The organism is Paenarthrobacter aurescens (genome assembly GCF_041549525.1).
GTDB classification, from domain to species: domain Bacteria; phylum Actinomycetota; class Actinomycetes; order Actinomycetales; family Micrococcaceae; genus Arthrobacter; species Arthrobacter aurescens.
Genome location: NZ_CP157456.1, coordinates 3,161,371 through 3,175,949, shown reverse-complemented (window position 1 = coordinate 3,175,949; position 14,579 = coordinate 3,161,371). Strand labels below are relative to the sequence as shown.

Annotated in this window: 11 protein-coding genes and 1 pseudogene; 8 read left to right on the top strand and 4 right to left on the bottom strand. The window is 63.5% G+C overall.

The genetic code is table 11. The annotated features are described in order from the left end of the window. The first annotated feature begins 55 nt into the window (after positions 1-55). The 5 genes and pseudogenes from ABI796_RS14715 (at position 56) to menD (ending at position 6,055) form a co-directional block, all read left to right on the top strand. Positions 56-658 carry a hypothetical protein gene (locus tag ABI796_RS14715; RefSeq protein ID WP_246095908.1) on the top strand — a complete coding sequence of 201 codons (603 nt, stop codon included), beginning with the start codon at positions 56-58 and terminating at the stop codon, positions 656-658. A gap of 61 nt (positions 659-719) precedes the next feature. Further along, positions 720-1,736 (top strand): o-succinylbenzoate synthase, encoded by a 1,017-nt coding sequence (locus tag ABI796_RS14710; protein WP_141286564.1) that lies wholly within the window; start codon positions 720-722, stop codon positions 1,734-1,736. 78 nt (positions 1,737-1,814) lie between these two features. After that, positions 1,815-3,902: a PhoX family protein gene (locus tag ABI796_RS14705; RefSeq protein WP_141286561.1), complete on the top strand. Its 2,088-nt coding sequence runs from the start codon at positions 1,815-1,817 to the stop codon at positions 3,900-3,902. A 247-nt stretch (positions 3,903-4,149) separates the two neighbouring features. Further along, a pseudogene (locus ABI796_RS14700) lies at positions 4,150-4,260 on the top strand (heme-binding protein); the annotation flags it as partial. Positions 4,261-4,345: 85 nt separating this feature from the next. After that, a complete protein-coding gene (menD, locus tag ABI796_RS14695; RefSeq protein ID WP_141286559.1) occupies positions 4,346-6,055 on the top strand; it encodes a 2-succinyl-5-enolpyruvyl-6-hydroxy-3-cyclohexene-1-carboxylic-acid synthase in 1,710 nt (569 codons plus the stop codon). Between the two features lie 875 nt (positions 6,056-6,930). Here the strand turns inward: menD and ABI796_RS14690 are convergent. The 4 genes from ABI796_RS14690 to ABI796_RS14675 all read right to left on the bottom strand — a co-directional run bounded on the left by ABI796_RS14690 (position 6,931) and on the right by ABI796_RS14675 (position 10,938). Next, the gene (locus ABI796_RS14690; protein WP_141281880.1) at positions 6,931-7,725 is read right to left on the bottom strand and encodes an amino acid ABC transporter ATP-binding protein; all 795 of its coding nucleotides are present in this window, start codon (positions 7,723-7,725) and stop codon (positions 6,931-6,933) included. Positions 7,726-7,736: 11 nt separating this feature from the next. Continuing rightward, the gene (locus ABI796_RS14685) at positions 7,737-8,528 is read right to left on the bottom strand and encodes an amino acid ABC transporter permease (RefSeq protein WP_141281878.1); all 792 of its coding nucleotides are present in this window, start codon (positions 8,526-8,528) and stop codon (positions 7,737-7,739) included. A 98-nt stretch (positions 8,529-8,626) separates the two neighbouring features. After that, positions 8,627-9,424, bottom strand: coding sequence for an ABC transporter substrate-binding protein (locus ABI796_RS14680; protein ID WP_141281876.1), 798 nt, complete (start codon positions 9,422-9,424; stop codon positions 8,627-8,629). 158 nt (positions 9,425-9,582) lie between these two features. Beyond that, complete coding sequence (locus ABI796_RS14675) at positions 9,583-10,938, bottom strand: isochorismate synthase MenF (protein WP_141281874.1); 1,356 nt, start codon at positions 10,936-10,938, stop codon at positions 9,583-9,585. A 91-nt stretch (positions 10,939-11,029) separates the two neighbouring features. Here ABI796_RS14675 and ABI796_RS14670 point away from each other — a divergent pair, with 91 nt between their 5' ends. The 3 genes from ABI796_RS14670 to ABI796_RS14660 are packed head-to-tail and all read left to right on the top strand — an operon-like array spanning position 11,030 to position 14,275. After that, positions 11,030-11,791 (top strand): demethylmenaquinone methyltransferase, encoded by a 762-nt coding sequence (locus ABI796_RS14670; protein WP_141281872.1) that lies wholly within the window; start codon positions 11,030-11,032, stop codon positions 11,789-11,791. A gap of 27 nt (positions 11,792-11,818) precedes the next feature. Continuing rightward, on the top strand, positions 11,819-13,162 hold the full coding sequence (locus ABI796_RS14665) for a geranylgeranyl reductase family protein (RefSeq protein ID WP_141281870.1): 1,344 nt from the start codon (positions 11,819-11,821) through the stop codon (positions 13,160-13,162). 9 nt (positions 13,163-13,171) lie between these two features. Beyond that, positions 13,172-14,275 (top strand): polyprenyl synthetase family protein, encoded by a 1,104-nt coding sequence (locus tag ABI796_RS14660; protein WP_141281868.1) that lies wholly within the window; start codon positions 13,172-13,174, stop codon positions 14,273-14,275. Positions 14,276-14,579 lie beyond the last annotated feature (304 nt).

Genomic DNA, 14,579 nt, shown 5'->3' with positions numbered 1-14,579 from the left:
TCTCGCTTGCCATGAAACCCTCCCGGTCCTTTTATGGCGGTGTAAGGATGGAGCCATGAGCTTCTTCGATGACCTCCCTGAGCCTCCCGCTCAGCCGCGCGAACCGCAGCCGGCCCAGCCCGGATGGTTCGGGCCGCCGTCGGACGAGCTGCCGGGCATAGCGCGCGTTGGCGGGTTTGTGCACAAGAGCCCGCAGATGGTGGTGGTGCTGAAACTTGTGGAGGTTTACTCCACAGGGTGCCTGCTGGATTTGGTGTGGTCAGTGCAGCGGGGCAGTGAATCGGACCAGCAATGGCGTGAGGTGGTGGAGGAGAGCTACAACCATCCCCGGTCCAGCCTTGATACCCGGACAGGATTGGAAGTGGGTGTGGCCTACGCGGACGGACGCAGTGCTGTGGCAGCTATCCACCGGCCGTCAGCGTTCAACGACGCCCACGTCACCGGCCCCGTATTGACCACTCTGGGAGGCGGCGGAGGAAGCAATAATTCCGAGTTCGTCCAGTTCTCCGGACGGTACTGGTTGTGGCCGTTGCCAATGGAAGACACCACGCTGGTGGTGCGCTGGCAGGCATTGGGAATACCGGAAAGCACCCTTTCCCTGTCCTGGGAGCAGCTCGCTGAAGCCTTGGCAGGAGTCCGGAAGTACTGGGACGAGTGACTTTTCCACATAGCCGAATTGCCCTGCATTCCAGGTGGAAGGCCGCCGGTACAGTGGCAATATGCCTGCACTTCCCTCCCTTGAAGAACTCCTCGATTCCGCCCATGTAGTCTCGCTGCCCATGCGCGTGAAATTCCGCGGCATCATGGAGCGCGAGACCCTCCTCTTGCGAGGACCATTGGGCTGGGGTGAGTTCTGTCCCTTCCCCGAGTACGACGACGACGAATCCTCCCGCTGGCTGGCCTCAGCTTGTGAAGCGGGCTGGCTTGGTTTCCCCGCCCCATTGCGGGACACGATCCCGGTCAACGCCACAGTTCCCGCCGTCCCAGCAGACCGCGTGCCTGAGGTGCTGGCGCGGTTCGGGCGGGTTGACGCCGTCAAGATCAAAGTCGCGGAGCGGGGACAGTCGTTGGAGGACGATCTCGCGCGAGTACATGCAGTACGCAATGCCTTGCCTGAGGCAGCCATCCGGGTGGACGCCAACGGGGGATGGGACATGGATCAGGCTGTGGAAGCGCTTGGCAAACTCTCCGCGGTTGGCCTGGAATATGCAGAACAACCCGTTCCCACCATTGAGGGCCTGGCCGAAGTCCGCCGTCGGTTAGGTGAAGCGGGAACGCCGGTCCTCATCGCCGCGGATGAGAGCGTCCGTAAGGAAGAGGACCCCCTTCGCGTTGCACGGGCCGGCGCGGCTGACCTGATCGTGGTCAAGGTGGCACCTCTCGGGGGAGTCGCCCGGGCGCTGGACATTGTGAAGCAGGCCGGGCTGCCCGCCGTCGTAAGTTCCGCATTGGATACTTCCGTGGGAATCCGTGCCGGATTGGCGCTCGCAGCGGCTCTGCCGTCCCTTCCCTATGCCTGCGGCCTTGGCACAGTTTCACTCTTCGCCTCTGACATCACGCTCCGCCCCTTAGTGGCCGACGACGGCGCCATCGGCTTGCGTGAGGCCGTTGCCGATCCGGGACTGCTTGAGCAGTACGCGGCACCGGGGGAGCGCAGGGACTGGTGGCTGGACCGGCTACGCCGCGTGCACACAGTGTTAGTGCGAAACCAGCACGGTTTGTTCACCGGGTCTTAACCAGAGAGACCTCTCAATTTTGGGTTCCGCTGAAAGGCTCAGCGGGAACCTCGTACACCCTCTGGAAGGTCTACCCCCATGTCTGAAACCACCGGACGCACGCTTCCGCTGCTCCCCATGCTCGGCCACACCAAAGGCAAGCGCAGCGCCGTCACGTGTGCTTTGAAGTGCGACAACGCCTGTTCAGGTGATGTCTGCAACACCAGCGCCAACGGATACTTCCGCGATATCGCCTCAACTGCCATGTCCCGCCGCGCAGCCCTGGGGCTCGGTGCCGCAGGGGCGCTGGCGATCGTCCTCGGTGGCGCTGTAAATGGTGGCGACGTCGCCGTGGCCGACTCGGGTAATGGCCTTTCCGATGCTGCAAAGAAGGGCTTTGAGAAATCCAAGCTCAAGTTCACGGCGATCAAGCCCGTGGACGCAGCGGTGGATGCCTTTACCGTGCCCGAGGGATTCGACTGGAAGCCGATTATCCGCTGGGGAGATCCCCTCTTCGCTGACTCGCCCGCCTTTGACCTCAATGCCCAGACCGCCGCAGCACAGGCCCGCCAGTTCGGCTACAACAACGACTACACGGATATCCTGCCGATTCCCGGTTCCAAGGATCGCCGTGCCGTGCTGTTCAGCAACCATGAGTACACCAACGAGAACATCATGCTCCCCGAGGGTTTCGACCCCGCCGAAGCGCGGGCAATCGGTCGCGCCGGGCATGGTTTGGCCGTGGTTGAACTCGAGCGCAAGAACAAGAACAAGCCGTGGAGCTACGTTCAGGGCGCACCGCTGAACCGACGCTTCCTCACAGACACTGTCTACGAACTCACCGGACCCGCAGCCGGCACCAACCTGGTCAAGACCATTGAGGATCCCGCCGGGCGCTGGATCAAGGGCACACTGGGCAACTGCGCAGGTGGAACCACCCCGTGGGGAACCATCCTCTCCGGTGAAGAGAACTTCAACGGCTACTTCGCCGCCCCGGGCACCAGTGACGGCGACAAGCGCTACGGCATCACCGCCAAGGCGACCACCCGCAAGTGGGAGCTCGACGAGCCGCGTTTCGATACCCGCAACGCCGGTTACGCCAACGAGACCAACCGCTTTGGCTGGATCGTTGAGGTGGACCCCTTCGACCCCACCTCCACCCCTAAGAAGCACTCCGCCATGGGCCGCTTCAAGCACGAAGGCGCCAACGTGATTGTTGCCCCGTCAGGTCATGTAGTGGCCTACATGGGCGACGACGAACGCTTTGACTACCTGTACAAGTTTGTTTCCAAGGGCAAGTACCAGGCCGGTGACTCCAAGGAAGCCCGCAAGAACAACATGAGCCTCCTTTCCGAAGGCGATCTTTACGTTGCCCGCTTCACGGGCGACTCTCCCGCGGACATCGACGGCACCGGCAAGCTCCCCGCGGACGGCGCCTTTGATGGCACCGGCGAGTGGCTTCCGCTGGTGGTCAACGGAACGTCGGCTGTGCCCGGCATGACCGTACCGGAGGTATTGGTGTACACCCGCCTGGCCGCTGACAAGGTTGGCCCCACCAAGATGGACCGTTGCGAGGACGTAGAGCCGAACCCCCGCACGGGCAAGGTTTACGTCGCCTGCACCAACAACTCGGACCGCGGCAAGCCGGGCAAGGAAAGCGCCACCGAGGTCAACCCGCGCAACCTGAACCGTGACGGCCACGTTGTGGAGATCACCGAAGGACCCGGGCAGACAGGCACCAAGTTCAACTGGAACCTTCTGCTGGTTGCCGGTGACCCCGCGAAGAACACCTCCACCTACTTCTCCGGGTTCCCGGCGGATAAGGTTTCGCCCATCTCCTGCCCGGACAACGTGGCCTTCGACTCCGTGGGCAACCTCTGGATCTCCACCGACGGCGCCCCTGGCACCATCGGCTACGCGGACGGCCTGTTCAAGGTCACCCTGGAAGGTCCTGAGCGCGGCAAGGTGGAGCAGTTCCTCGCTGTTCCGCGTGATGCCGAAACCTGCGGACCCATCATCCACGACGAAGAGCGCACAGTGTTCGTCGCCGTCCAGCACCCCGGTGAAGACGGCTCGTTCGCGGCCCAGAACTCCTTCTTCCCGGACTACGTTCCAGCCGGAACCACGCCTCCTGCCGGCGCAGCACGGGCACCTCGCCCCTCGGTGGTGCAGGTCTTCCGCAAGTAACGGCTGGCTCCTCCAATACTGACGAATGCTCCCTCTCCCGCTGCGGCGGGTGGGGGAGTTTCTCGTTTCCGCACCCGCTCTCACGTCCCGCCTGCTTAAGCCCATCCTTCTCTCACGTCCCGCATGCTTAAGCCCATCCTTCTCTCACGTCCCGCATGCTTAAGCCCATCCTTCTCTCACGTCCCGCGTGCTTAAGCCCATCCCTCTCTCACGTCGAGGTGCGGATGAGGACTATTTCTTGAGTTTGTTGTCCGGACTGACATCGGCGGGTCTACCCAGGTTCGCCCGGTTTGGCCCTCCCTTCAAGCCCTGGTTCCTCCGCCATAACGAGGTAGTCCTGGACGTCAAGGAAGCCTAACGTCACCTGGGTGAGAGACGGTTGGCCGGAAGCGCTAGTGATGTGAGAGAGCGAACGGGTCTGGCTGCGCCAATAGACTGGAACGGTGACTTCCCAGGACTCTCTGACATCCATCGGTGCCGCACGGATCGCCGTTACGGCACTGCTCGACGGCGGTGTGCGGCACGTGGTGGTAGCGCCCGGTTCACGTTCGGCACCCATGGCGTACGCACTGGCGGAAGCTGAAGCAGCAGGCCGTGTCCGGCTCCACGTTCGCATTGACGAGCGGGATGCTGGATTCACTGCCCTGGGACTTGCCCTCTCCACCCAAGCTCCCGTGGCAGTGGTGACCACATCCGGGACAGCGGTGGGCAACCTGCTACCCGCTGTCATGGAGGCCAATCATTCCGCTGTCCCCGTGGTGGTGATTTCCGCTGACCGTCCAGAAGAACTTCACGGCACCGGGGCAAACCAAACCACCATCCAACTGGACCTTTTCGGCGATCACGTGAGATTCGCCGTCGACGTCCCTGCCGGTGACCATCCGCAAAAGGCGATTGCCACTGCCCTCTACGCGGCTACTGGCGCCCTGGAAGACACCCCTCCCGGTCCTGTCCAGGTGAACCTCGCCTTCCGCGATCCCTTGGTACCGGCCGAGGGCGATGCCCTTCCCGCCGCAGCGGGCCGTGGCGTGTTCCATTACGACGCCGGACCCCAGGCATTGGACCTCCCGGCAGCATCAAGCGAACTTGCTGAGCGACGCACCGTGGTCCTCGCCGGCCACGACGCCGGACCCGTAGCTGAAGCATTCGCCCGCGCCCATGGACTGCCCTTGTTGGCGGAGCCTTCATCCAACGCACGTTTTGGTCCAAATGCCGTTGGCCCGTATAGGGTCCTTCTGGCCCATTTCGGTCCGGATTCTCCCGCGCCGATTGAGCGGGTTGTCCTGTTCGGTCGGGCGACTCTCTCCCGCCCCGTGGCTTCCTTGTTGGCGCGTGAGTCTGTTGAATCCGCCATTTACCAGCCCGTTCCCGTTGCTTGGTATGAGGCGGGCCGACGCCGCGAAACCCCCCTCGAAACTCTGCCGGAACTCGCCGATTTCGCTGGCTGTGGCTCTGCCGAATGGCTGGATTCCTGGCTCCTCGCGGGCGCTGCAGCCCAACATGGCCTTGACGGCGTGCTCGCGGGGGAGGACCTCGCAACCGGCCCATCGGTGGGTGCTACCGTCTGGGCGCACACCCGCGGGCAGTTGGTGCTCGGTTCCTCCAATGGCATCCGTGACGTGGACCTCGCCGGCCAACCCCACACCGAACCCATCGCCACGGTTTACGCCAACCGCGGCTTGGCGGGCATCGACGGAACCATTGCTACCGCTACCGGAATCGCCTTGGGCAGTGGCCGCGAAACCACTGTCCTGCTTGGCGACGTCACCTTCCTCCACGACGCCGGTGGACTCCTTCTGGGCCATGGAGAGCCCGTGCCGGACCTCCGGATCGTGGTGCTCAACGACTCCGGCGGTGCCATCTTCAGCCTTCTCGAACACGGTGCCGTGGAAGACTCCGGAGCTTACGGCACCGCCGTCGAACGACTCTTCGCTACCCCGCACTCCGTGGACATTGCGGCACTCACGGCCGCATACGGCGTCGGACACCAAGCAGTAACCACGACGGCGGATCTCGCCAAGGCTCTTCAGTCACCGGTGAAGGGCCGCACCATTGTGGAAGTGCGCGTGGACCGGACGGATCTCCGTGCACTCCACGCCCGGATCAAAGAAGCAATCTCGGCCGCAGTGGGGAAAGTCCTGACGGCAGGTTGACCCCGCTCCGCCCAACCCGCACCCGTTGCCGCCGATCGCGCCCGTAACCTCTGGTGCGGATGGCGCGAAGGGGTGCGCTGCGGGTGAAGGAGTGGTGCGCCGGGCGCGAGGGGGTGCGCCGCCGCCGTCGTGCGTTCCTGGGACACCCGGATTCGTGGGTCGGCGTAGGAAGGGGTATCGCTACCGTTCCCGCCGATCGCGCCCGTTACCTCTGGTGCGGATGGCGCGAAGGGGTGCGCTGCGGGTGAAGGAGTGGTGCGCCGGGCGTGAAAGGGTGCGCCGCCGCCGTCGTGCGTTCCTGGGACACCCGGATTCGTTGGTCGGCGTAGGAGGGGGTATCGCTACCGTTGCCGCCGATCGCGCCCGTTACCTCTGGTGCGGATGGCGCGTAGGGGTGCGCTGCGGGTGAAGGAGTGGTGCGCCGGGCGCGAAGGGGTGCGCCGCCGCCGTCGTGCCTGACTGGGACACCCGGATTCGTTGGTCGGCGTAGGAGGGGGTATCCCTACTGTTCCCGCCGATCGCGCCCGTTACCTCTGGTGCGGATGGCGCGTAGGGGTGCGCTGCGGGTGAAGGAGTGGTGCGCCGGGCGCGAAGGGGTGCGCCGCCGCCGTCGCGCGTTACTGGGCACGCGGATTCGTTGGTCGGCGTAGGAAGGGGTATCGCTACCGTTCCCGCCGATCGCACCCGTAACCTCTGGTGCGGATGGCGCGTAGGGGTGCGCTGCGGGTGAACAAAGGGTGCGCCGGGCGTGAAAGGGTGCGCCGCCGCCGTCGTGCGTTCCTGGGACACCCAAATGACGCAAAACGGGAGAGTGACGCCCGAATATGGGTGTCACCCTCCCGTTAGTGGCGCTACGAGGATGCGCTGGAAAGGCTTTAGTCTTCCACCACGTCAATATGCGTGGGGTCCAGGACGCGGCGCAGGAATTCCTTGGTGCGCGGCTGGGTGGGGGCGCTGATGACGTTCTCCGCCGGCCCTTCTTCCACCACAACACCGGCGTCCATGAAGACCACGCGGTCGGCAACTTCGCGGGCGAAGCCCATCTCGTGGGTGACCACCAGCATGGTCATGCCTTCCTGGGCCAGCTTGCGCATGACGGCCAGGACATCGCCCACGGTTTCGGGGTCGAGCGCGGAGGTGGGCTCATCGAAAAGCATCAGCTGAGGGTCCATGGACAGCGCGCGGGCAATGGCGACACGCTGCTGCTGGCCACCGGAGAGCTGGTCCGGGAAACGGTCAGCGAGGTGTCCCAAACCAACGCGTTCAAGGTTGCGGCGTGCCACCTGGCCGGCCTCGGACTTGGAGCGCTTGAGGACCTTCATCTGGGAGATGGTGCAGTTGTCCAGGACGCTCAGGTGCGGGAACAGGTTGAAGTGCTGGAACACCATTCCAACGTTCCGGCGCATCTTGTTGAGGTCCACGTCAGGGTCAGTGGCTTCAAACGAACCCACGTTGATGGTGCCCCCGTTGGGCTGTTCGAGCAGATTGACGCAGCGCAGGAGGGTGGACTTGCCCGAACCTGAGGGGCCGATCAGGCAAACAACCTGGCCCGGTTCCACGGTCAGCGATATGCCCTTGAGGACCTCGTTGCTGCCGTAGGACTTGCGCAGGTCCTTGATGCTTACGCCGGCGGCTTGAACGGTGGACGTGCTCCCGGTGGAGTTATTCATGACTGTCCTGCCTATCGCTTGGTCCGCGCGGAGCGGCTTTCGAACTTCCGTGCCAGGAGGCTCAAGGGGATGGTGATGACCAGGTAGAAAGCGCCGGCCACGAGCAGAGGCGTGAGGCCTGCGCCGAGGCTGGAGATGCCGTCGCGGCCAAACTTGGTGAGCTCGTACTGGGAGGCGGTGAGGCCCAGAACGTAGATCAGCGAGGAGTCCTTGGTGAGCAGGATGATCTCGTTGGTCAGCGGGGGCAGGACAATCTTGAAAGCCTGCGGGATGACGATTGAGATCATGGCGCGCCAGTGCGGCATGCCCAGGGATCGGGCTGCTTCCATCTGGCCCTTGGGCACGGCCTGGAGGCCGGCGCGGAGGGTTTCAGCGATGTATGCGGCAGCGACCATACCAAGCGAGACCATGACGATGATGTTGACGTCCCACTGGATTCCGAAGGCCAGGGGAACGCCGTAGCCGAACGCGATGAAGACCAGCAGGGCGGGAACGCCGCGGAAGAATTCGATGTAGCCGGTGGCGAGCCAGCGGTACAAGGGGAAGGAGGAGAGCTTCATCAGGGCGAGCAGGAGGCCGCCGGACAAGCCCACAATAAATCCGAGGGCCGTGTAGATGAGGGTGTTCTTGAGGCCCACCAGGAAGATATCCGGGAACATCGGGCCGATCTTGGCGAAGTTGAAGACGCTGTTGCCAATGGTTTTCCAGTCCACAGCAAGGATCACTGCGACCACAACCACGACGAAGATTCCGGCCTGGACGTACAAACTGACTTTGGCTCGTTGACGTGCAGTCATTGCCATGGGGTTCTCACATTCATGTTGCGCAGGTGGGGCCCCGAAAGGACCTGAACAGATCGTTTCGGGGCCCGCCTGCGTGATCTAGGGAGCCGGAGCCCGGACTACTTGGTGGCTTCGCCGAACCAGGTGGTCTCGAACTTCTTCAGGGTGCCGTCATCGGTGATGCGCTTGAGGGTTGCGTTCACGGCGTCGGCCATGGCCGTGTTGCCCTTCTTGATGGAGATACCCAGCTTCTCGCCCGTTGCGTAGTCTTCAACGCGCTTGAGGTTGGAGTCGTCCTTGATGGCGTAGCCCAGGACGGACTGGTTGCCCACGGCGGCGTCAATGGTGCCGGCCTTGAGCGCCTGGACCAGGAGGCCGGAGTCTTCGAACTGCTGGGCGTCAATCCCCTTGTCCTTGGCGTACTGGGCGCCGGTGGTTGCCTGCTGGACGCCCACCTTCTTGCCCTTTGCGCCGTCAAGGTTGGTGATCCCGGAAGCGGACGTTGCCACGAGGGTCAGGTCGTCGTCGAGGTAGGGGGTGGAGAAGTCCATGACGTTCTTGCGGGTGTCGGTGATGGAAATCGAGGAGATGGAAACATCGCAACCGGTCAGCGCGGTGCCGGTTTCGATTGCTTCGAAGGAGCTGTCCACCACGTTGAGTTCGGCCTTGACGTCCTTGGCGATCTCGGCGGCGATGTCCATATCGAAGCCGACGATCTTGCCGTCTTTCTGGAACTCGAAGGGCTCGTAGGGAACGTCCGAGCAGACCGTGAGCTTGCCGGCGTTGATGAGCGCGAGGCCCGATTCGTTGGTGGCAGCGGGGGTGGAGGAACCACCACAGGCGGTCAAGGCCAGGGCGCCGGCTGCGAGCACGGCGGCAATCTTGGTGCCGGACAGAACCGAACGGGAGATCTGCATGTTGTTTACCTTTTGTTGCGGTGGATGCTGAACTGAGTCGGTTTTAGTGTAGCGCCGAACCTGAGATGTGCATCACAGGAAACTAAGTTTCACTATTGGATAACTACTTTAGCGTTTTGGCAAGCGGCGCAAGCGGCAATCAGTCCGGGATCCCAGATTCAGCGTCGAATACCGAGGGCTTCCAGCATCGGCCGGAATTTCGCCCACGTCTCCGCCAGTTCTGCTTCCGGCACGGAGCCTTCGACAATCCCGCAACCGGCGTAAAGGCGCACCGTGTTGGCGTCTTCAATGACCGCCCCACGCAGTGCAATGCCCCACTCGCCATTGCCGGCAGCGTCCAGCCAACCAACCGGCCCGGCGTACGGGCCGCGATCCAGATGCTCGAGCTTGCGGATCAAGGCACCGGCCACCAAGGTGGGCGTTCCGCAGACTGCCGCCGTGGGATGCAACGCGTTGATCAGGGCAAGGCAGGTAGGAACGTGCCCCTCAATATCGGCCAGTTCAGCCTTCACATCCGAGGCCAGGTGCCACACGTTAGGCAGTTCAAGAATGAACGGCTCGCTGTGGGAATTCATGGCTTCCGAGAAGGGAGCCAACTGCCGGGTCAGTGAATCAATGGCGATCTCGTGCTCGTGGCGCTGCTTTTCCGAACCAGCCAATACCCGTTCGGCATACTCCATGGGGGATCCGTCCATGCCGTCCGCGTCGCGGCGATCCAGGGTTCCTGCCAGCACGCGTGCCTGCGCCGTGCGGCCCTCCACCTGAATCAGCATCTCCGGCGTAGCACCCACGAGCCCATCCACGCCATACGTCCAGCACTCGCGGTACCTCGCGGCAAGCTGGCGAAGTACCTCCGCGGCGTTGACGCCCTCCGGAAGGTTAGCTACGACGTCGCGAGCCAACACAAGCTTCTCCAGCTTTCCGGCGCGGATTTCCTCCACACCGTTGGATACTGCCTGCATCCAAGCGGCCTCACTCAGGGAGCCACTGCTCAGGTGACCGGCGGAACCATCCGCGGCAATCACCTCAGGTGAGAGTCCGACGTCGGGCCCTCCTGCCGTGGAATCCTCGCCAAGGGCTTCGGGCTCAGTGAGCCAGCGGTCAACTGAGGCGAGGACGCCTTCCTGCGTGAGGGGGGCGTCGTCGAACGTCAGCTGCGTGGCCCAGGCACGGCCGTCGCGGATGCCGATCACCAGCTCCGGAAGGATCAAGCGGGAGACGTGCGGGGAGGTTTTGGAGAAGGCAAAGGAGCCGAAAGCCACCGGACCGGTGCCCGGAACCTCCACCAGGTCCGTGATTTCCGCCTCAAGAATGAGGTGCCGCCACCAGATATCGGCCTCAAGGAACCGCTCGGGACCGGTGGCATTGAAGCGGGTCAGTTCGCCATAGCCAACCAGGCCGGCCTCGCGGCGGGACCAGCACAGGACGTCGTCCCGCACCAGAAATGACGGCAGCCCCCCGGAGGATGATTCAACATCGAGGGGGACTGTCAAGGTGCGGAGCGTGCTCGTCATGATGGAACAACAGTACTCCCGTGGTCCGCCAGAATCTGAGCCGACTTCTACAGCGCAGCAAAGTCGGTTGAATGTCTGAGACAATTACAAGGTGAACCGAGCATCCTTGGAAAAGCGTCCGGACGAAGTTGCGACGATGTTTGATGATGTCGCCCCAAAATACGACGTCGTCAATGACGTCCTGTCCATGGGGCAGACCCGGCGTTGGCGCCGGATCGTGGTTGATGCCATGGACGTCAAGGTGGGTCAGAAAGTCCTGGATCTTGCCGCCGGAACGGGAACATCCAGCGAACCCTACGCCGATGCCGGCGTGGACGTAGTGGCCTGCGACTTCTCCCTGGGCATGCTCAAGGTAGGCAAGCGCCGCCGCCCGGACATCGATTTCATTGCCGGTGATGCCACCAACCTGCCCTTCGCTGACAACAGCTTTGATGCCTCCACCATCTCCTTCGGCCTCCGCAACGTGGTGGAACCCCGCAAGGCGCTCGAAGAGATGCTGCGGGTCACCAAGCCCGGAGGCCGTTTGGTCATTGCCGAGTTCTCACACCCCGTTGTTCCCTTGTGGCGGAACCTTTACACCGAGTACCTGATGCGTGCGCTTCCGGCCATCGCCACCAAGGTCTCCTCCAACCCGGACGCCTACGTTTACCTCGCAGAGTCCATCCGTGCCTGGCCGGATCAGGACCACCTGGCCCAGTGGCTTCAGGATGCCGGCTGGACGGATGTCACCTACCGCAACCTCAGTGGCGGCATTGTTGCCGTGCACCGCGCGCAGAAGCCTGCCGAGCACCGCGAAAGTGTTCCGGTGGCTAAGCTTCGCCGCCAGATCAAGCCGCGCCACCAAGCCGGCTAACCAGCACAGCCTGTTGATTAGGACGTCGTGAAAGTACTGATTGTTGGCGCAGGCCCGGCCGGGTCCACCGCCGCGTATTACCTCGCCCAGCAGGGCATTGATGTCACGGTGCTGGAAAAGACTTCGTTTCCCCGTGAAAAGGTGTGCGGTGATGGCCTGACTCCTCGTGCGGTCCGCGAGATTCAGAAGCTCGGGCTGCCTCATGATGTTTCGGAGGGTTGGAGGCGGAACAAGGGCCTTCGCCTCATTGCCGGCGGCCGCACCATCGAATTGCCGTGGCCCGAGGTTTCAGACTTTCCCACCTACGGCCTGATCCGGACCCGGCTCGGTTTCGACGAAGCCCTCGCCCGTCACGCTGAGTCCGCCGGCGCCGTCGTGCTTGAACGTCACAGCGTCACCTCCGCGCTGACTGCCGACGACGGCCGTGTCATTGGCGCCCGCGCCTCCATCCTGGACGAGTCCGGACGCAAGACGGGCGAAACGCGCGACTTCCACGCCGACGTCGTACTCGCCGCTGACGGTAACTCGACGCGAACCGCGGTGTCGCTGGGGATGCACAAGCGCGACGACCGTCCGCTGGGCGTGGCTGTGCGCACCTACTTCACCTCGCCCAGGCACGAGGATGACTGGATGGAAGGCTGGCTGGAACTTCCCGGCAAGTCCGGTAAGCCGCTGCCCGGCTACGGCTGGGTGTTCGGCGTTGGCGACGGCACCTCCAACGTGGGCCTTGGCATCCTGAACTCGTCCAAGGAATTCGGCAAGCTCGACTACAAGCAGGTCCTGCGCGAATGGACCGCCGGCATGCCGTCCGAATGGGGCTTCACGCCCGAAAATCAGGTGGGGGAGATCCGCGGCGCAGCACTGCCCATGGGCTTCAACCGCACGCCGCACTACTCTCCGGGGCTGCTCCTGCTGGGCGACGCCGGCGGCATGGTCTCACCCTTCAACGGCGAGGGCATCTCCTACGCGATGGAATCAGCGCGGTTCGCGGCCGAGTTCCTGATTGACGCTTCGTCGCGTTCGGCCTCGGCCGGTTGGTCAGCGCACGACGCCGATGCCCACCTTTCGCGGTACGCGGACTATGTGCGGGACCAGTGGGGTTCACACTTCACCTTGGGCCGTCTCTTTGCTTCGCTCATTGGGAAGCCTGCCGTGATGAAGCTTGCACTGCGCACGGGAATGCCCATCCCTGTGCTTATGCGCTTTGTGGTTCGAATGCTCGCGAACCTCACGGATCCCTCCGCGAAGGGCTTCGAAGACCGTGTTATCAGGGTCCTCGAGATGCTGGTTCCGGCAACATCAAACACTTCCTCTGCCCGCGCCCTTACGCCGGCAGGCACCGACTCCGCGGTTTCCGCAACAACTAGTTAGGGTTAACCCGTGACGAACTCTGCCGAACACAGCTGGACGCACGCCGGGCACGGCTTGCCGCAGACTGTTGAGCCTGCTCCCAACACCACCGCGATCGCAACGGGACTCCAGCTTCCCGCCGGTTTCGCTGCCATTGCCGGCGATGCTGAGCTCGGCCCTGCCATCACCACCAACCTCGCCCGGGTTGAGAAGAAGCTGCGTGAAGCCATCTCAAACTCGGACCCTCTGGCCGACGCCACGTCCCGCCACTTGGTGGAGGCCGGTGGCAAACGGATTCGTCCGCTGCTGACCCTGCTGTGTGCGCACCTTGGTGATGCTTCACGTCCCGAGGTTGTTCAGGCCGCTGTTGTTGTTGAGCTCACGCACCTTGCCACCCTGTATCACGACGATGTGATGGATTCCGCTCCCTTCCGCCGCGGTGCTCCCACCGCCCACGAAGTATGGGGCAACTCTGTGGCCATCCTTACCGGCGACCTCATCTTTGCCCGCGCCTCCATCCTGGTGTCCGAGCTCGGTTCCCGTGCTCTGGGTATTCAAGCGCGTACCTTCGAGCGGCTGTGCCTGGGCCAACTCCACGAAACCGTGGGCCCGCGCGAAGACGAAGATCCTGTGGAGCACTACCTGTCCGTCATCGCCGACAAGACCGGCTCGCTGGTTGCAGCATCCGGCCAGCTGGGTGCGATCTTCGCCGGTGCCGACGAATCCTACGAGGATCTGCTGGTGGAATACGGTGAGAAAGTTGGCGTGGCCTTCCAGCTGGCCGACGACGTCATTGACGTCACCGGTGTGAAGGTCAAGTCCGGCAAGTCCCCGGGCACCGACCTCCGCGAAGGCGTACCCACTCTGCCCGTCCTGCTGCTTCGCCGGGATGCTGCTGCGGGGGATGCCTCCGCTGCCGCCCTTTTGGAACTGATCGACGGCGACTTGTCCTCAGATGCTGCCCTTGCCGAGGCCGTGGCCGGACTCCGCGAGCACCCCGTCACCAACGAGTCCTGGAAGATCGCCCGCCAGTGGTCCGCCGAAGCCGTAGCGGCCCTGGATCCGCTGCCGGAGGGCGTTGTAAAGTCCTCGCTGACCAACTTCGCCCATGCGGTGGTGGACCGCAGCAGCTAGGTTTTCCTGGTCTTTCGCAGGCGTCCGGACTCTTTTAGTCCGGGCGCCTGCTTTTTTGTTGCCCACGTTCTAGTCGAGCCGGTCTGGGAGGGCGTACCTACACCACCGGCTTTGACCGTCCGGGGGCGGTGACACGCCGGCGGATACGGCGTGTTGGGTGCTTTGGGGATTCAAAGTGGGTGGTGGGCGTTCTCGGCTCGACGCACAACCTCCGGGCTTAAACGGAATGGCCCCGGCTCGCTGCAACGTTACGAGTCATACGCTGCACCGAACCGGGACCACAATCTCCGTTCGCATCAGACCC